Raw genomic sequence first — 17,822 nt, forward strand, 5'->3', positions numbered from 1 at the left:
GAGGGCCTTAGCCCTCTATTAATTACTCACTCTATACTGAAGCAAATGGCCTCAGGCTTTATCAAGCTGATCCAATTGATCTTTAAGATTGGGCGGAACACCTTTGATGGTCAAAGTATCATTAACAGGGTCATATATAACCCGTTCGCCTAAATGTTTTCGCTCAAAGCCAACACTCACGCCCCCGCCCATACCAGACAATTTCACCATGCCAGTCACTGTCTTTTTATCAACAGGGAATGATTCGGCAATGTCGTAATTTTGCTGCTGGTAAAAGTCATTAAAGCTCGACTCGTCATCTTTACTGATCACCGAACCGATTTCTTCGAGATTGGCATCTTCGCCGCTGTTGATTCTGTCATTACAGTAATCAAACACCTCTTTACGGCGTTCATCTTTTTCTGCTTTGTCCAATCCTTGGTCGCTGAGGTAATCTTCAACCGCTGTAAGCATAGAACGGCTTTGCTGCTTAGGATCAATTCCCTCTTCACAGCCGAGAAAATCCAGAAAGAAGTCAGCAACTTTGCGCCCAGCACGGCCTTTGATAAAGGAGATATAACGATTTTCGTCCGCTTGGGTATCCCACGCTTGCAGGTCAATACGCGCCGCAAGCTGCATGCGGGTAATATCTAAGTGACGAGAAGAAGCCAAGTCTAGCTCGGTGGTGATGCTGTAATGCTCTTTGATATTGAGAAGTGCGATTAAAATATAATCTGTGGCAACATATTGATAATGACAGAAAATAAGGTAACCGGTCTCATTAAACGCATACTTATCGAGTTCTTCTTTTAATACATCTGCCGCTTTTTCAGTGACATGCCAAAAGCCCATTTCATGGTTGCGGTAACTTTGCATACAACTTGCCACCACGCTGCTTTTTTCTTCACTAAAAGCACAGAACCCTTTGCCTGGTTTGCCATTGTAGGCATGGTGTAGCTGCTCAATAAATATATTAACACGCTCGTTGATAGGCATTTCGTCATTACGCAGGTGAATTTGGGTATTTTCATCTTCTTTATCTACGTAATGTACAACCAGCTTCTTAACCTCGGTCGTCATCTTTGTTTTTCACTCCTACGGTGTTAAAATACAAGGACATATATAAATCAGTAATGAATCCACCGATGCCAGCGTTATCTAAATACAAAAATGAAGAAGTAGAACAACTTGTGGACCAGCTTGTCGCTGTTCTTGCCGACAAAAAAGCACCGGTTGATTTAAGCCTGATGTGTCTTGGCAATACTATCACGCATATTATTAAAGAGCATGTGCCTGAAGCAAAAAGAGCGTCAGTCGCGCAAAACTTTGCCAATGCCCTGACAGACTCAATCAAGTAGCTTGATGAATTTAGCAACGCAAAACCCATTCTCCTCCAAGGCCAGTCAATTGCTGGCTTGGGGCCATTGGTTCACCCTTGCCAATATCGGCCTCGCGTTGCTCGTGAGCTTGCCATACTTATTTGCTGATGCCCCGCCCACAAGCGCCATTGGCACTTTCTATATGATCATCACCTGGCTAAGCCACACTGCGTTTATTACTTTTTTAGCGTTCGTCTTAACCATTTTTCCACTGTCTCTGATATTCCCGTATCCGCGGCATATTAGAGGCATGGCTTCAATTATCGCAACATCGGGCATGACGCTACTGGCTGTCGACGCTTTTGTGTATTACAACCTTGGTTACCACCTCAATTTCGACTCGCTGCGAGAAATTCTGTCGCTATTTTGGCGCAATGTGAGTAATACGCCTGCCTTTTCAACTTTGCTAGTACTTGCCATCGTCATGATGATTCTCGCCTACCAACTGTTGGTCAGTAATTATGCTTGGCACCACCTTGCAGAGCTCAAACGTCATCGCTTTGGTAAAAAGATATCGGGCGTATTGGTAGTGTGTTTTGCACTGAGCCACAGTATCCATATATGGGCGGATGCCGAATTAAAATTCGATATCACGAAGCAAGACAACATGTTGCCTTTGTCCTACCCAACAACGGCCAAAGCCTTACTCGCTAAACATGATCTGTTGGATTTAGAGCGCTATGAACAAGCTCGTGCCGTTAGTGTTAATGCCCCGACCGTGAGTTTTGTTATGCCTGCGCAGCTACCAAGCTGTGAAATTAACGAGACCACCACGGGTATCGACATTCGCTTATTTAGCAGCCAAGAAGCGCTGAACAAATTTGTAGACAGCACAGCCGACATAAGACTAGTCGGCCCTATTTTGCATCCTCGCGATCAACAAGACACCATTTTTAATGCTCTGTATGGATTACCAAGCTATTACAGAACGAGCATGCAAAAAGACAATATCGACCCGTTGTGGCGCCGCTCGCCTATAACTTTAAGTACATCGCTCGAAGGATACGAGTTCATTCATAACGATGAGAATGCCCTTGTAAATGTGAGTTTGGACTCACAAGAACCCGTACGTGCAAATAGCTTAGTGTTCGCATTTACCACTCAAAGTAGCTCAAGTGAGCAAATTACGACCATAAATCAATTGTGGTCTAGCGCGCCGCGTTTAAATTCAGTCAACCACATTGTCCAACCACAAGATATTCTTGCAACTGTGTTAAGTGAATTTTGGCAATGCTCCGAGCTGGCGCAAAGCGCACTTATCGCTAATAACATGATTGGCGAAAAGCAATTTGCTGACGTTAACTACTCACATGGTGTGTTCATCGCATTAAGGAAAGATAGAATCACCTTGCTCTCCAGTGACGGTAGTTTCAAGCATATCTCGGCCAGCGAAGGCTTCAGTGTTGATCAAGAGCTCAACGTGCCTTTCTTAATTCAAGGTATAAAACAACTTAAGCGCTTTAATGCCCAGTAACATCGTTTTATATTTACCTGTTTTTAATACCTTTTTATTACGTCCGTGACATTCAGTTTCAGTTAATCTATATTTGAAACGAGGAATGAGACCTAATAATAACAACGAGGTAGCACAGTGACTAAGTTACTTGCATTAAAAATGGGGATTTGCGCGCTATGCGCGACCTTGTCCACAGCCACTTTTGCCAATGTGGTTGTCTACAAATGCCAAACATCTGAAGGGACTGTTTTTAGTCAATTCCCTTGCGCACAAAACGCAGAAGAATTGGAAGTAAAGCACTCCAATCCGGAACTTAAAGCGCCCAAGGAAGACTTTTCCAAGCAGTTAACACAGCTCGAAAAGGACCGTAAACGCGAAAGTATTGAGCTGCAAATTCGCAGTACCAAACATAAAGTTGTGGTGCTTAAGCGTGAGCGTAGTGCCAAAACTCTCGAACAAGAGCAACGACTTGAACGTCTGATGTCAGACGATGAACGTAAGGCGCTCAAGGTCGAAGTGAAAAAGAACATTAAGGACATAGAAAAACGTTATACCCAACGTATTAAAGAGTCTGAAAGAAGCCTCGCTTCGCTGCAAAAGTCCTTGGAAAAGTTCCAATAATACTTGCATTTGCAAAGAACCATCGCTTACTCTGGCTTAGAGTATAGGCTCTATAGGCAAAGGACGTGTACGCGCAGGCAATCGCTCAGCAAATTCTTAACGGGTTTTCTAATCACTACAAACTGTTTCAATCAATCACTGCGCAGGCACCGCAAGCCTTTGCAACGCGTGATTGGGCCTTAATGCGTGAAATAGCCAGTTTGCGCATAAGCTATTACGATGCACGCGTTAATGAAACCGTCGAGGCACTGCAAGCAAAAGTCAGTGATCCATCTACCCAACCTAGGTTATGGACACAAACCAAAACGTGTTATCAACAATTCTTGGTCTTTCACCCACAAGCCGAGCTCGCAGAAACATTCTACAATTCCGTTTTTTGCCGTTTGTTCGAGCGGAAATACTACAATAACGACTTTATTTTCGTGCAAGCAACGCTCGCTGATGCTCCTGCACTACCTGTAGAGGCTGAATATCGCAGCTATTTCCCCGTGGTAGATGGCCTAAAACCAACAATTAAGCAAATCATCACACAATTTGAATTTGGCTGCGAATTTGCCAATTTAGACCGCGATATCCGCTTGTTGATGAAAGCCTTTATTAAGCAAGCACCCGAAACCCATGTAAAAAGCCATCAAATGCGCTTTGATATTCTGCAAGCACCTTTCTATCGCGGCCAAGCCGCCTATATTGTCGGTAGAATCGTCTCCGCAGCCGGCTCTCAACCCTTTGTTATTGCTGTTTTACACAATAAAGACAAAGGCTTATATATAGATGCTCTGCTCACTCGCTCATCACAGATGCGCGTCGTGTTTGGTTTTGCTCGCGCCTACTTTATGGTGCAAACACACGCACCATCGGCACTTGTACATTTCTTAAATCAACTTATGCCGGGTAAAACCAAGGCCGAACTATACAATGCCATTGGTTTTCACAAGCAAGGTAAAACAGAGTTCTACCGTGAATTATTAGAGCATATGAAGCATTCGAACGAACGCTTTGAATTGGCCGCCGGTACGCCAGGTATGGTTATGATGGTGATCAACCTTCCTTCCTTCCCCTACGTCTTTAAAGTTATTCGCGACAAGTTCGGCTCCAGTAAACCTTTTGGCCGCTCTACCGTGTTGGAACGATATCAATTAGTAAAGCGCCATGATCGTGTCGGTCGAATGGCAGATACGCTCGAGTATTCCGATGTAGCTTTGCCTCTGAGTTGCTTTAGTGAGGATTTACTGCGTACTTTACAAAGCAGCATTGCCAATTCTATGCGCATTGAAGACGACATGCTGATAATCAAACACCTTTACATTGAGCGCAGAATGACCCCGCTTAACCTGTACCTTCAAGAGGTGGACTCACAGCGAGCGGAGCAAGCAATTCGGGAGTACGGACAAGCACTGAAAGACATGATTGCCGCAAATATATTTCCTGGCGACATGCTGCTAAAAAACTTCGGCGTAACTAAGCATCGCAGGGTTGTGTTCTACGATTACGATGAGGTGCAATATCTCACTGATATGCAGTTTAGAGACTTTGACGGATTTGATGAAAGCACACTTTCTGTTGCGCCCAATGACGTATTTCCTGCTCAATTAACCACTTTCGTGTTACCCAATCCCGCACACAAAAAAGTCTTTTTGCAATATCATAAGGAGCTTACAAGCGCGAGTTATTGGCGCCAAGCTCAGGCTAAAATCAAACAAGGTGAATACAAACAAGTTTACCCATATCCACCGGAGCAAAGATTCATACATCTTTGGTAGTGTGTTTCTCAGAGATAAGTTAGGCTACAATCACTATAAATAATAAAAATGGCAGCAAGCAATGAACATAAACAAAATTGATTTAAACCTACTCGTTTATCTCGATACCTTGTTACGTGAATGCAACGTAACCAAAGCTGCAAATCAGCTCAGTATCACCCAACCTGCGATGAGTAATGGACTGAAAAGGCTGAGAAATCTATTAAACGATCCATTGCTAGTACGCACCAGCGAAGGCATGGTGCCAACCGAACGAGCATTAGAGTTACAGCCTGTGATCCGAGGCGTCCTCATGACGCTAGAAGAAACACTGGCTCCGAATCGTGACTTTGAACCAGCCAGCAGTAAACGCGTGTTTCGCATTATGGCCAGCGATTATGCGGCCAGTACCCTCGCCCCGAGACTTTTAAGTAAGTTACATGCAGAGGCGCCAGACACCACACTCGATATTTTGACTCCCAGTGATGTTAACTTCCATGACGTAGAAAATGGCAAAGTGGACATGGCCATCAACCGTTTTGAAAAGCTGCCACAGTCTTTTCACCATAAACGGATTTGGAAAGACAGCTTCTCGTGCTTAGTAAAGTCGGACAACCCTATCCAGAATAACTTTAACCTTGAGCAATACCTTCAAGCTCGACATATTTGGGTAAGTAAAACGGGATTTGGCGTGGGTGTCGGTATGGATCCCAAGGACGTACAAAAGTTAGGATGGGTAGATGAAGCCTTAGCGCACTTTGGTAAGCACCGAAATATCGCGACTTTCACGCGTAACTACCACGTGGCAATTCACTTGGCGAAAGAGCAAAACCTCGTAGCTACTTTGCCATCAAAAGCGGCTAAAATTTATCAGGATGATCCGGGGTTAACCATACTGGAGCCGCCATTCCCTATCCCACCGTTTGAACTTGATATGATTTGGTCGCCACTGTTGCATCGTGATGTGAGCCACATCTGGCTACGCCAAAAAGTGGTGGAAGTGGCCGAAGAACTCGCCTAACCAAGATTCATAATAAGCGGCGCAATTGACTTATCGCGCCGCTACTAAATTTTAATTTAACTTAACAACCTCACCTAGACCCAGCTTAGACAGGCCCGCTAATTGCGTTTGCGCATCGCCTACCACTACATACACCAACTTATCTGGGTGAATGTGTTGCTGCGCTAGCTTTTGCACTTCAGGCACTGTAAGCGCTTGAACTTGTTTAGCTCTTTGTTGCACGTAGTTCTTAGGTAAATCCAACATAGCCATATTCGTCAACACACCTATTTTCGCTGACAAGGTTTCAAAACGTCGCGCATTACTTTTGAGATAATACTCTTGTGTTGTGGTTAAATCGGTCGGTGTAAAGGTACTACTGTATTGCTCCACAATTTCTTTGACTAACGCCAAAGCCTCATATGTCACATTCGTTCTCACGCTGGTGTTAATGATGAATAATGACGCATGTTGCGAAGCATCAAAACCTGAACCAATACCGTATGTGTAGCCTTTGCCCTCACGCAACTGTTGAGTCAAACGCGAAGCAAAACTACCACCTCCTAAGATATAGTTCATCACCTGTGCGCGATAAAAGTCACTATCAGTGGCTAACAAAGCGGGTTGCGCAATATACAATGTTGACTGCTTTGCGCCCGGCATATCATAGAAATATACTTTAGAGTGCTGCGGCATTTTAGGAAGTGCGACTTTTGGTGCCGCAAGTGCCGATTTTGGCCATGACTTTTGTAATTTCGCTAATGACTTAACAATCTGCTCGTGCTGCACCGCGCCGGCAACATGAATATTAGCGAGTTGTGGCGCAATTTTTTCGCGATGGAATGCTTGTATGTCTGCAAGCGTAATATTTTGCACGCTTTGCTCATCACCTGTCAGGGAGTGACTCAAAGGGTGGCCAACTGGGTAAATGATTTCCTTCATTTTTTGCTCAGCAATCGCCTGAGGATTACTAAGTCGTTGTTGCAGTTGGCTTTGAACTGCGCTTTTAGCTAGAGCAAATTCTTGTTCATCCCATCTAGGCTGCAACAACATTTCCGAAACCAACGCGATGGTCGCATCAAAGTTTCGTGCCAAGGCACTGCTATTGACCGTTATCGATTGTTCAGTTGCATATACATCGATTTTAGAACCCAGTTGCTTAATCGCTTTTTCCAGTTCAGCCGGCTTCTTCGAAGCAGTACCTCGATTGAGCATGTCAGCAAGCAGGTTCGCAGTGCCTGACTTACCTCGTGCATCGAATAACATGCCACCATCAATGCGTAGCTTGAACTCAACCAGAGGAACTTCGTCAGTGTAAATTGACGACACCCGCATGCCATTACTCAATTGTGATTCCACAACGTCAGGTACAGGCACAACTGGCATTTTACCGTAAGGAGGTTCCACTGAACGGTCAAAGCTCGACGGTGTCTTTGCGTAACTTTGCTGCTTGGATGTGTCAAAGCTCGCTTCTTGCCCCATCACCACTGCCTCTTCGGTGATGTTTGCTTTTTCTGCGCCTTCGACCGCAAGTGGTAGCTGCCCTTGCGGTACGAAACTCGCGGAAATGTAATGCTTGTCTTTAATGTATTGGTTATACACTCGCCAAACATCCTCTTTGGTCACCTGACGAATAAATTCTATTTCCTTGTTGATCATTTCTGGGTCATCAGCAAGAAGATTATAATCCGCAAGGTTAATTCCTTTACCCACGACACTCGATAGGTTTTGGTAGAACTCAGTTTCAAGACCCGCCTTAATTCGATCGATATCCGCATCAGTAAACTGCTCTTTTTCGAAGCGCTCAAAGCCTTGGTTAATGGCATTGTGAACCATATCAAGGTCAACACCATCAAACGCGGTTACCATTAAAAATAACTCTGATGCCAACTCGGAACGGTAATCGAATAATGCCACATCAGAAGTCAGTTTTTGTTTTTCGACCAGCTCGTTGTACAAAGGGGCATCTTTGGAATCAACTAGAAGCTTAATAAGAATATCGAGTACATAGGTGTCTGGGTGAAACTTTGCGGGAGTTGGCCATACCTGAGTCAGTTGAGGCACTGTCGCAAATTTATCTTCATGATAAAGCTTTTTGGTTTTTCCAAGTTTGACCTCACGCTTTACTTGCGCTGGCACTTCAGTCCCTTTGGGGATATCGTTGAAATACTTTTCAACCCATTGGCGTGCTTGTTTGGGGTCAAAATCTCCTGAAATCACTAAGGTGGTGTTGTTGGGCACATACCAACGAGCGTAAAACTCTTTCACGTCTTGCAGCGTCGCTGCTTGCAAATCCTCGAGTGAACCAATAGGCAGCCAACTGTATGGATGAGACGCAGGGTATAGGTTTGTACTCACTACATCAAAAACATGCCCGTAGGGTCGGTTATCGACGCGTTGACGCTTTTCATTTTTGACCACTTCCTTTTCTTTAGCCAGCACAGGGTCTGTCACTGTATTTATAAAGTAACCAAGCTTGTCAGCCTCAGCCCAAATCATTTTCTCTAGAGCATCGTTTGGCACGGTTTGCATATAATTGGTAACGTCGCGACTCGTCGAACCATTTGCACCAGAGCCACCTATGCGCGCGCTCATCTTATCCAGACCACCCTTACCGAGGTTTTCTGATTCCAGAAATAGTAGGTGCTCAAACAAATGCGCAAAGCCTGTACGTCCGCGTTTTTCGCGTGAAGAACCGACATGGGCCGCAAGCGTGACCGCGACCACAGGGTCGGAGCTATCCAGATGGAATATCACTTCCAAGCCATTGTCTAACTGAAACTTTTGAAAATCGAGGCGCACGGCTTGCGATTGAACATTGATGTTTGCAGATATCACAGGAGAGGCTGAAGTCGCTTGATTTGCATAGATAGATGCACTGAGGCCGAATAAGCCCGCAGTAACAGCGAGCGTTAGGCGCTTGAATTTCATTCGCTATTATCCTTAATAGAGTGTTTTTATTATATTTGTCGGCAACAATGTACGAATATGTATCAACGGTGTCTAGCGACTTGGCACAATTGTAGGTAATTAAAGTGCAATAATTTGTGTACGTTCGTTGGCATTTAATCAAAAGCGTAGAACACAAAACTTCCCGTATGGGCGGCACAAAAGACTTTTATCTAGTCGCCGTGCTAAACCAAGAGAAGATCACCGTCGCAACTGCTGACAATTTGCGAGCGACCTCGTCGCTTAGCCTCGTACAAGTTGTTATCGGCATGCTGCAAAATAGTTTTGTCTTGTAGGTTTTCTATTCGCTGAGCACAGAAAATACCAATACTTATGGTGACATGCCCGAATTCACTCTTTTCGTGCTTGATATTGGCGTGAGCTATCGCCTCCATCATTCTGGTCGCAACCGTAATCGCCTCTTCTTCGTTAGTACCATTGAGTACACAGGTAAACTCTTCTCCACCATAGCGGGCGATGTAATCATTAGGCCTAAGCAAGCAACTTTTAAGGGTTTGAGCCACTTCCTTTAAACAGGTATCACCATGTAAATGCCCGTAAAAATCGTTAAATGGCTTAAACCAATCGATATCGACCATTAATAAAGAAATAGCACTATGACTTCTTTTTGCAGCACGCACATCACGAGTGAGTGAGTCTATTAAGTATCGCTTGTTATAAATCCCGCAGAGCTCATCAACGTAAGTCAATTGACGCAGTTGATCCGCTTGCTGTTTATACCGCAGTTGCGACCGAACACGGTGCTGCAGCGTCATCGCATTGACTGGCTTATTTACAAAATCAGCGCCACCCGCTTGCCAACATTCTGATTCAGCATGAGTGTTCTGGCTGGCGGTAATGAAGATAATTGGGACGTCTTTGGTTGATGACATAGACTTTAGCTTTCTGCAAATCTGCAAGCCGCTCACAGCCCCCAAATTAACATCCATAATAATGATATCAGGCAATTTCTTCTCGCAGGCTTCAACACAGGAAGCACCATCAGCAAAGCCAACAACCTCGCCTAAAGGTTTCAGTAACTCTTTGAGTATTTCAAGAGAAATTTCTTCGTCATCAACGACATAAATCAGGGGGGGCACTTGCTGCTCATCGGGGAGTGGTGCCTCTATCTTTTCAACAGCTGGAAATGCCACTGTACGTCTCATAAAGTGTGAACGATAAATTCAGTATAGACACAAAACGATAAAGGAAAGGCGATTATTGCCAAATTAAAAACAATACAAACACAGTACTGTTGAATCAAATGCCTGTATTCACTCATCAGCGTTAACAACGCAGCACAGGTTATCAAAAAGAGTCGGCGATCCCAGCATGATTCTCATTATGAAGTGACGACTCCCCTCTTTCTGAAGAGTGTATCAAGAAGCGAGAATACCCATTTGTACCAACCCTTTGTACCAGTTGGTAGATGTAGTCAATTCTCTGTAGCCCAGAAACGACAAAACCCCGTATAACGGGGCTTTGAGAATAAATGGCGGAGAGAGAGGGATTCGAACCCTCGATACGCTATTAACGTATACACGAGTTCCAGTCGTGCGCCTTCAGCCACTCAGCCATCTCTCCACACTAAAACTGGGCTGCATGTGCAGCGCCGCTTATACTAAGCAAACGCTGTATGCCTTGCAAGGTGTTTTTACCAAAATCAAATCAATTGGTTAGATAAACGACATTAACGCGACATGCTTGCAGTGAAGTCCAACATGCGGTTCAAAGAGCGTAACGCGCCTTCACGTAATTCCATGTCGACAAATACTTCTTTGCCTGTTGGATCAATCAATGCTTCTTCAATTGCTTTAAGGCCGTTCATAGCCATCCACGGGCAATGTGCGCAACTTTTACAGGTTGCCCCTTCCCCTGCCGTAGGTGCCTCGAAAAACTCCTTCTCTGGGCATAGCTGCTGCATTTTATAGAAAATACCGCGATCTGTAGCTACGATGAACTTTTTGTTGTCCATTTCTTGCGCCGCTTTAATAAGCTGACTGGTTGAACCTACCGCATCCGCTAAGTCAACAATCTCAGCAGGCGACTCAGGGTGTACAAGAACCGCAGCGTCAGGATGCAGTGCCTTCATGTCTTTCAATGCTTTAGTTTTAAATTCATCGTGAACGATACATGCGCCATTCCACATGATCATATCAGCGCCAGTTTTCTTTTGGATATAGCTACCTAAATGCTTATCTGGACCCCAAATAATCGTCTCGCCTTCACTATCTAGGTGCTCTACGATTTCCAGTGCGCACGATGATGTCACAATCCAGTCTGCGCGGGCTTTTACCGCTGTTGAGGTGTTAGCATACACCACCACTTTACGTTCAGGGTGCTGATCACAAAAGGCACTAAATTCATCAATTGGACAACCCACATCAAGTGAACATGTCGCATCTAGCGTTGGCATCACAACGGTTTTGTTCGGGGTAAGAATTTTTGCGGTTTCACCCATGAAGCGAACACCGGCAACAATGATCATCTCGGCATCATCTTGACGAGCACCAAAGCGTGCCATTTCCAATGAATCAGCTACACAGCCGCCAGTTTCTTCTGCTAACGCTTGGATTTCAGGGTCGGTGTAGTAATGCGCAACCAAGACTGCTTTTTTCTCAACTAGCAATTTCTTGATGCGTTCTTTGTACGCTACCTTTTCATCATCTGAAAGTGGAGCTGGCTTTGGAGGAAAAATATAATCCTCAGGCATGATCTGTTCGCTAATACCCATACTGGTCAAACTAATTCTACATTGGAAATAATGCTGCAATTATACGAAACAATCTTGAGAAAAAGAAGCAAACCGCCGATGTTCACTGCGATTGAGAGTAACTAACTAATTAGAAAAAGGAATAACTTGAGAAGAGTGCGATATTTAGAAAGCAAATGGTGGGTCATGATGGACTTGAACCATCGACCAATGGATTAAAAGTCCACTGCTCTACCAACTGAGCTAATGACCCATCTGCTATATGATAGCGAGGCATAACTTTATGAATGGTGGGTCATGATGGACTTGAACCATCGACCAATGGATTAAAAGTCCACTGCTCTACCAACTGAGCTAATGACCCAACATAAAGTTGAAATCTAAGTGGTGGGTCATGATGGACTTGAACCATCGACCAATGGATTAAAAGTCCACTGCTCTACCAACTGAGCTAATGACCCACTTATAGATCGAATTCGCGAATGGTGGGTCATGATGGACTTGAACCATCGACCAATGGATTAAAAGTCCACTGCTCTACCAACTGAGCTAATGACCCAACGCGGTGCGAATTATAATATGAAGATGGTGGGTCATGATGGACTTGAACCATCGACCAATGGATTAAAAGTCCACTGCTCTACCAACTGAGCTAATGACCCATCTAATCATATTAGCAGCAAAGTTATTACCGTGTGGTTATCCCCTGCTGCGGGCGCTTATAATACTTATTTAAAATCCAAGTGCAATACAAATAAACGGTTTTTTTTAGTTTTTCCGCTTAGTTGCCTAATTTTAGACCGCTTTAGCTAAAAAGCAGTCTAAAACATAACAATAGACACCATTTTCTACAACTTACTAATACGCTCAATCGCGAGTTTTGCAGCAGTCGAATCTGGATATTGTGTAATTATTTCATTGAATAATTGCTTGGCTTTTGCCAATTGACCTTCTTGCTGCTCCAAGGTACCCAACTTCAATAATGCATCTGGACGTTTGCTTGAATCAGAATATTGGTTCACAACCGTTTCGAAGTGTGATTTCGCACCAGCCGTGTCGCCTTGAATCGTCAGCAATTGGCCTAACCAATAATGTGCGTTAGGCACATACACAGAATTTGGATAGGTTTGCACAAATGCTTGGAACTCAGGAATTGCAGCTGCATAACGCTTATCTTGCATAATGAGCTTAACCGCTTTGTCATAAGCTTCGTTTTCAGACAAATTAGTGCTCATCGTCGGCTCTGGCGTCGATGAGTCCGGCATAGATGTGCTCATTGCTGGCGTCTGGCTGTCATAGCTAGGCTGCTGCGTATAAGCCGCACTCACACGGTTCTCAATTTCTTGATACAGCTCTCGTTGACGCTGCAGCACTTTTTCGAGCTTGTAGCTATGCTCTTCAGTGATACCGCGCAATTGGCTGACTTCGTCTTGTAATAAATCAAGCTGCTGCTGTAAGTTCGCCTGAAGCAAATTGCGAGACTGCATCATTTGCTCTAGGCGGCTTAAACGCTGCTCAATACTGGATTCGCTGGCAGTTGCCTCAGAAACAGGAGCGGGAGCAGCCCAAACATGGGTGCTCCCGCTCATGAGTAAGGCTGCCAAAATAATTTTCGGCTTCATCATTACTCTTTACTTTATTAGTATACCAATACCGCACGGCGGTTCTTAGCGAACGCTTCTTCGTTGCGTGCTTTGATCATTGGCTTTTCTTCGCCATAGCTCACAACTGACATTTGGTTAGCGTTCACACCTAAGCTCATTAGGTACTTCTCTACTGCTTGACCACGGCTCTCACCTAGCGCGATGTTGTACTCAGGCGTACCACGCTCATCTGCGTGACCTTCGATAAGTACTTTAACTGAAGGGTTTTGCGCAAGGAACTGTGCGTGTGCTTGAAGCAACTCAGCGTACTGACTTTGGATAGTAGCGCGGTCAAAATCGAAGTATACGATTTGGTTTTGACGAAGCTCTTCATACTTCTCGCGAAGTTTTTCTTCAGCCGTTTTTTCACGAACAACTGTTTCAACGTCCACTGTATCAGTTTGGGTTTCAACTTGGTTTGTTTGGTTTGCTTGACCATCGTCAAGGTCTGTAGATGAGCTACATGCTGCTAGCGTCATTACTGGCACAGCTACAAGCAGGCTTTTTAATAGTTTATTAAGTTGCATTGAGTAGATTCCTATTATAATTAAGTGAAACCATCACCTGATTTTCAATTTTTCTTACTATAGTAAGCGAGTTACACAAACATCAAGTTTATGCGACTAAAGCTGACTATAACCTTAGCGAATTATAAAAATGGTGACCATGACGGCGATTTAACTTGCCCGTTTAACACAGGTAAGCGCGCTTTGAAGCGACCGTCCATTGACACCAAAGCCAATACATTTTTATTATTGTGCATTGTGCTGTAGATAATCATCGAGCCATTCGGTGCGATACTTGGCGACTCATCAAGACGAGTACGCGTTAACACACTGAAATTGCCCGTTTCAAGATCCTTCTTACCGATATGATAGCGACCGAGAGTTCGGTTAACCATGACCAAATTCTTTCCGTCCGGAGTCACTGACCCATTTAGGTTCATATCGCCATCAAACGTCATACGCTTCACTTGGCCAGAGTCTAAATTTAACTTATAAATCTGAGCATTACCACCTCTTTCAGAAGTAAAGAAAATCTCTTTTCCGTTAGGGTGCCATGTTGGCTCAGTGTCGATGCTACGATGACGCGTTAAACGACGCTCTTGTTTAGTAATTAAGTCATATAAATAGAGTTCAGTTGCCCCTGTTCGGTCTTTAGACAGCACAATTGCCAGCTTAGAACCGTCTGGTGAAAACTGTGGCGCGCCGTTAATACCTGGATGGCTGGAGATCAATTGGCGCTGACCTGTATAAATATCTTGAACAAAAATTTGGCTTTGGCGATTCTCAAATGTGACGTACGCAATTTTGTTGCCATCTGGTGACCATGCTGGCGACATTAGCGGCTCTTTTGAGCGCAACAGCACTTGTTCATTGAAACCATCGTAGTCAGCAACCACGAGTTGATATGGTTTCGCTTCTTCATCACGAACGATGATATAAGCTATTTTAGTTAAGAATGCGCCGCGTTCCCCTGTAAGCGCCTCATACACAACGTCACTGATACGGTGGCCGTAACGGCGGAAGCTGCCTGCTGGGATCACAGTTTCACGAGCGTCGAGGATGTGATCTTGGCTTTTGGTCAATTGACCGTTATTCAGTACACGTGTTTCACCGCCAGTAATTTGGCCGCGTAAGACATCTATTAATTCGAAGCTGACCAGGTAACGCCCGCCAGATTGTTGCTCAACAGAGCCTACAACAACAGCTTCTACGCCTCGGTCCACCCAGGCACTGTAATCGATATCGGCGTCGCTTGTAGGACGCTGCGGCATATCAATTTCAGCCAATGGTTTGAATTTACCACTACGGCGCAGATCAGCAGCAATCACTTCACTAATACGCAGTGGCATTTCACCCGTACCTTTGTAAGTAAATGGGACTACAGCCACGGGGCGTGCACTATCGACACCTTCCGTGATAACAATTTCTAATGCTGCTTGAGCCCACATACTCATCATTGCGAGCGTAGAAAGCACAAACATTCGACAAGCTTTTAGCATATTCATCCCCTAAAACTCTGGTCTAACTGTTAAGTTAATATTTTTTAATTCTTCATAAACATCGCGTTCTTTTGACACTGGCAACGTATCAACGCGACGAACTGCACGCACAGCCGCATCACACATTTGCTTATCGCCACCAAGTGAGTTCACGCTGGTCACTAGGCCATTAAATGCCAGTTTGATGTTTAAACGACACTCTTTACCGCGATAGCTCTCATCAATCAGTAAGTTCTGTTGGATGCGACTAGCGATAAGGGCTTTGTATTTATCCACTTCAGTCATCACTTGTTGCTGACGTGCTTTTGCTCGTGCCGCTTGCTCAGCAGCGAGTTGCTCTTGCATCATTTGCTCAGCGATGGCTTTTTGTCTTGCTTCTTCAGCTTTGCGTGCGGCTTCAGCTTCTTTGCGCTTACGCTCTTCCTCAGCCTTTTTAGCCGCTTCTTCTTCCTTACGGCGTTTTTCCGCAGCTGCTTTGGCTGCTTTTTCTGCCTTTTCCTTTTCTAACTGCGCTTGCTTAGCTTTTTCTCGTTCTTTGCGCTGTTGCTCACGAGCTTTGTTCGCTTCAGCTTCAGCTTTCTTACGTTCTTGCTCTTTAGCTTTACGTTGCTGCTCTAACTTTTTGATACGTTCTGCTTCTGCCGCGCTGTCACGTTTTGCTTGAGCAGCCCTTCTTTCAAGCTCCCGAATACGTTCTTGCTCAGCGCGTTTTTTGGCTTCTTCTTGCTTGCGCATGTCTTCAATGCGTTTGTTCACTTCCTTTTGATCCACTGCGACTGCACTGACGATTTCTTCTGGCGTCTCTTCTGGGCTCGGCGCGTTGAGTGTCACTTTGAGAACCTCAGGTGCATTACTACGCAAAAAGCTTGCGCCTACTAAAGCAGCCACAAGCGCAACGTGTAGAATAAGTGAGATTATCAGGGGCGTTTTAAACTGCTGCATATTAATCCTCAAACGACTCCGTCATCAGGCCAACTTCAGGCACACCTGCACGCTTCAAAAAGTCCATTAAGAGCAGTACTTGTTGATAGCTCACTTGGCCTGAGCCTTTGATCATGACTGGTGTTTCTGGGTTTTGGTCCAGTTTGAGTTTAATAACCGCAGCAACGTCGATAGCATCCATCGGCGCTTCTGGGTCTGTCCCTACGCTGACGTAATAACGGCCTTGTGCATCAATCGAGGCAATAATGGGCGGCGCGTCTTTGGTTTCAACCAAATCCGACTTTTCCATTTTAGGAAGGTCTACTTTAACGCCGTGAGTAATAAGTGGTGCCGTCGCCATAAAGATGATTAGCAACACCAACATCACGTCGATGTAAGGAACGACGTTGATCTCGGCGACCGGACGGCGTTTCTTACGCTGATACATGAGATTTAACCTCTTGCGTTAATGATTGGCGATGAAGAATATTGGCAAACTCTTCCATAAAGTTGGCATAAGAAGATTCAATTTTCTCTAACTTGGTAGCAAATCGGTTGTAGGCGATAACCGCTGGAATAGCTGCAAATAAACCCATCGCTGTTGCGATAAGCGCTTCAGCGATACCTGGTGCAACCATTTGCAAAGTTGCTTGCTTTACTGCACCAAGTGCAATAAAGGCTGTCATGATCCCCCATACAGTTCCGAACAAACCAATGTAAGGGCTAATTGAGCCTATGGTTGCCAGCAACGGGATGCCATTTTCTAGTTTCTCAATCTCACGAGATAATGCCACTCGCATTGCTCGATGTGGGCCGTCGATTGCTACTGCACTTGGGCTGGTTGCCGACTTTTTAGAGCGCGCGAATTCCTTAAAACCAGATGTGAAAATCAATTCCACACCTTCGCTTTGCACACCGCGTGCTGAGATTTCGTTATATAACTTGGATAAATCCACACCAGACCAAAAACGAGATTCAAATTTCTTAGCGTTAGACAGCGCATTACTCAAGGTTTTACGGCGCTGAATGATAATAGCCCATGAAATTACCGATAGAGCCACTAATGTGAGCATCACTAATTGAACTAGCACACTCGCTTTTAAAATAAGATCAATAAAATTTAATCCTGAATCCACGTCTTTTCTCCTAGAGCGCAGTTACTTCTATAAACTGTATCCGTACTCGACACAGTGTACGACACACAATGAACCTTAGTGTACCCAGTCGTTATTAAGCTGACAATGGCCTTGCCATGAATTGCCAGTATGCTTGGGTGAATGGCATACAACTCACCCTAACACTTAACTAGATGTTGTTTATTAAGGCAGCAAATAGTGAAAAAAAGTTCAAAAAACATCTGTTTTATGCAAATTAGTCGCATAAGCTGTCATTTTATCAATCAGCAGAAAGTTAAAAA

At 44.6% G+C, this 17,822-nt stretch carries 15 protein-coding genes and 6 tRNA genes; 5 read left to right on the plus strand and 16 right to left on the minus strand.

The genetic code is table 11. From position 1 onward, the window contains the following. Positions 1–51 precede the first annotated feature (51 nt). Positions 52–1,059 (minus strand): nucleoid-associated protein YejK, encoded by a 1,008-nt coding sequence (yejK, locus tag V1358_RS04405; protein ID WP_347390774.1) that lies wholly within the window; start codon positions 1,057–1,059, stop codon positions 52–54. 65 nt (positions 1,060–1,124) lie between these two features. Here yejK and V1358_RS04410 point away from each other — a divergent pair, with 65 nt between their 5' ends. The 5 genes from V1358_RS04410 (at position 1,125) to V1358_RS04430 (ending at position 6,195) form a co-directional block, all read left to right on the plus strand. Next, complete coding sequence (locus V1358_RS04410) at positions 1,125–1,337, plus strand: YejL family protein (RefSeq protein ID WP_347390775.1); 213 nt, start codon at positions 1,125–1,127, stop codon at positions 1,335–1,337. Between the two features lie 4 nt (positions 1,338–1,341). Further along, entirely contained in the window at positions 1,342–2,832 is a 1,491-nt protein-coding gene (locus tag V1358_RS04415; protein ID WP_347392739.1) for a DUF3413 domain-containing protein, read from the plus strand. A gap of 117 nt (positions 2,833–2,949) precedes the next feature. Further along, entirely contained in the window at positions 2,950–3,435 is a 486-nt protein-coding gene (locus V1358_RS04420; protein WP_347390777.1) for a DUF4124 domain-containing protein, read from the plus strand. A gap of 65 nt (positions 3,436–3,500) precedes the next feature. Continuing rightward, complete coding sequence (aceK, locus tag V1358_RS04425; protein WP_347392740.1) at positions 3,501–5,195, plus strand: bifunctional isocitrate dehydrogenase kinase/phosphatase; 1,695 nt, start codon at positions 3,501–3,503, stop codon at positions 5,193–5,195. 61 nt (positions 5,196–5,256) lie between these two features. After that, the gene (locus tag V1358_RS04430) at positions 5,257–6,195 is read left to right on the plus strand and encodes a LysR family transcriptional regulator (RefSeq protein ID WP_347390779.1); all 939 of its coding nucleotides are present in this window, start codon (positions 5,257–5,259) and stop codon (positions 6,193–6,195) included. A gap of 51 nt (positions 6,196–6,246) precedes the next feature. Here V1358_RS04430 and V1358_RS04435 read toward each other — a convergent pair whose 3' ends face one another. From V1358_RS04435 to tolQ, 15 genes are all read right to left on the minus strand, one after another. Further along, entirely contained in the window at positions 6,247–9,105 is a 2,859-nt protein-coding gene (locus V1358_RS04435) for a M16 family metallopeptidase (protein WP_347392741.1), read from the minus strand. 203 nt (positions 9,106–9,308) lie between these two features. Then, the gene (locus V1358_RS04440) at positions 9,309–10,277 is read right to left on the minus strand and encodes a GGDEF domain-containing response regulator (protein WP_347392742.1); all 969 of its coding nucleotides are present in this window, start codon (positions 10,275–10,277) and stop codon (positions 9,309–9,311) included. A gap of 339 nt (positions 10,278–10,616) precedes the next feature. Continuing rightward, positions 10,617–10,707, minus strand: a tRNA-Ser gene (locus tag V1358_RS04445). A gap of 106 nt (positions 10,708–10,813) precedes the next feature. Beyond that, a complete protein-coding gene (gene nadA / locus V1358_RS04450; RefSeq protein ID WP_347390782.1) occupies positions 10,814–11,857 on the minus strand; it encodes a quinolinate synthase NadA in 1,044 nt (347 codons plus the stop codon). A 156-nt stretch (positions 11,858–12,013) separates the two neighbouring features. Further along, positions 12,014–12,089, minus strand: a tRNA-Lys gene (locus V1358_RS04455). Between the two features lie 35 nt (positions 12,090–12,124). Continuing rightward, positions 12,125–12,200, minus strand: a tRNA-Lys gene (locus tag V1358_RS04460). A gap of 21 nt (positions 12,201–12,221) precedes the next feature. Next, positions 12,222–12,297, minus strand: a tRNA-Lys gene (locus V1358_RS04465). A gap of 22 nt (positions 12,298–12,319) precedes the next feature. Next, positions 12,320–12,395 (minus strand) — tRNA-Lys (locus V1358_RS04470). Positions 12,396–12,422: 27 nt separating this feature from the next. After that, positions 12,423–12,498 (minus strand) — tRNA-Lys (locus V1358_RS04475). Between the two features lie 186 nt (positions 12,499–12,684). Then, positions 12,685–13,458, minus strand: a complete 774-nt coding sequence (gene ybgF, locus V1358_RS04480) for a tol-pal system protein YbgF (RefSeq protein ID WP_347391115.1) — start codon at positions 13,456–13,458, stop codon at positions 12,685–12,687. Positions 13,459–13,475: 17 nt separating this feature from the next. Then, positions 13,476–14,006 (minus strand): peptidoglycan-associated lipoprotein Pal, encoded by a 531-nt coding sequence (gene pal, locus V1358_RS04485; RefSeq protein ID WP_347392743.1) that lies wholly within the window; start codon positions 14,004–14,006, stop codon positions 13,476–13,478. A 122-nt stretch (positions 14,007–14,128) separates the two neighbouring features. After that, positions 14,129–15,484, minus strand: a complete 1,356-nt coding sequence (gene tolB / locus V1358_RS04490) for a Tol-Pal system beta propeller repeat protein TolB (RefSeq protein WP_440589866.1) — start codon at positions 15,482–15,484, stop codon at positions 14,129–14,131. 9 nt (positions 15,485–15,493) lie between these two features. Then, complete coding sequence (gene tolA, locus V1358_RS04495) at positions 15,494–16,426, minus strand: cell envelope integrity protein TolA (RefSeq protein ID WP_347392744.1); 933 nt, start codon at positions 16,424–16,426, stop codon at positions 15,494–15,496. A gap of 1 nt (position 16,427) precedes the next feature. Further along, positions 16,428–16,853, minus strand: a complete 426-nt coding sequence (tolR, locus tag V1358_RS04500; RefSeq protein WP_347390785.1) for a protein TolR — start codon at positions 16,851–16,853, stop codon at positions 16,428–16,430. Beyond that, a complete protein-coding gene (gene tolQ, locus V1358_RS04505) occupies positions 16,840–17,541 on the minus strand; it encodes a protein TolQ (RefSeq protein WP_347392745.1) in 702 nt (233 codons plus the stop codon). Before tolQ ends, tolR begins: the two co-directional genes overlap by 14 nt. Between the last annotated feature and the right edge of the window lie 281 nt (positions 17,542–17,822).

The sequence above is a fragment of the Pseudoalteromonas pernae genome (genome assembly GCF_039831865.1).
In the GTDB taxonomy this organism is placed as follows: domain Bacteria; phylum Pseudomonadota; class Gammaproteobacteria; order Enterobacterales; family Alteromonadaceae; genus Pseudoalteromonas; species Pseudoalteromonas pernae.

Excerpts from the sequence above, each read along its gene's own strand:
- yejK (WP_347390774.1), bottom strand. The coding sequence starts at position 1,059 with ATGACGACCGAGGTTAAGAAGCTGGTTGTACATTACGTAGATAAAGAA.
- V1358_RS04410 (WP_347390775.1), top strand. The coding sequence starts at position 1,125 with ATGCCAGCGTTATCTAAATACAAAAATGAAGAAGTAGAACAACTTGTG.
- V1358_RS04415 (WP_347392739.1), top strand. The coding sequence starts at position 1,342 with ATGAATTTAGCAACGCAAAACCCATTCTCCTCCAAGGCCAGTCAATTG.
- V1358_RS04430 (WP_347390779.1), top strand. The coding sequence starts at position 5,257 with ATGAACATAAACAAAATTGATTTAAACCTACTCGTTTATCTCGATACC.
- V1358_RS04435 (WP_347392741.1), bottom strand. The coding sequence starts at position 9,105 with ATGAAATTCAAGCGCCTAACGCTCGCTGTTACTGCGGGCTTATTCGGC.
- nadA (WP_347390782.1), bottom strand. The coding sequence starts at position 11,857 with ATGGGTATTAGCGAACAGATCATGCCTGAGGATTATATTTTTCCTCCA.
- ybgF (WP_347391115.1), bottom strand. The coding sequence starts at position 13,458 with ATGAAGCCGAAAATTATTTTGGCAGCCTTACTCATGAGCGGGAGCACC.
- pal (WP_347392743.1), bottom strand. The coding sequence starts at position 14,006 with ATGCAACTTAATAAACTATTAAAAAGCCTGCTTGTAGCTGTGCCAGTA.
- tolB (WP_440589866.1), bottom strand. The coding sequence starts at position 15,484 with ATGCTAAAAGCTTGTCGAATGTTTGTGCTTTCTACGCTCGCAATGATG.
- tolA (WP_347392744.1), bottom strand. The coding sequence starts at position 16,426 with ATGCAGCAGTTTAAAACGCCCCTGATAATCTCACTTATTCTACACGTT.
- tolR (WP_347390785.1), bottom strand. The coding sequence starts at position 16,853 with ATGTATCAGCGTAAGAAACGCCGTCCGGTCGCCGAGATCAACGTCGTT.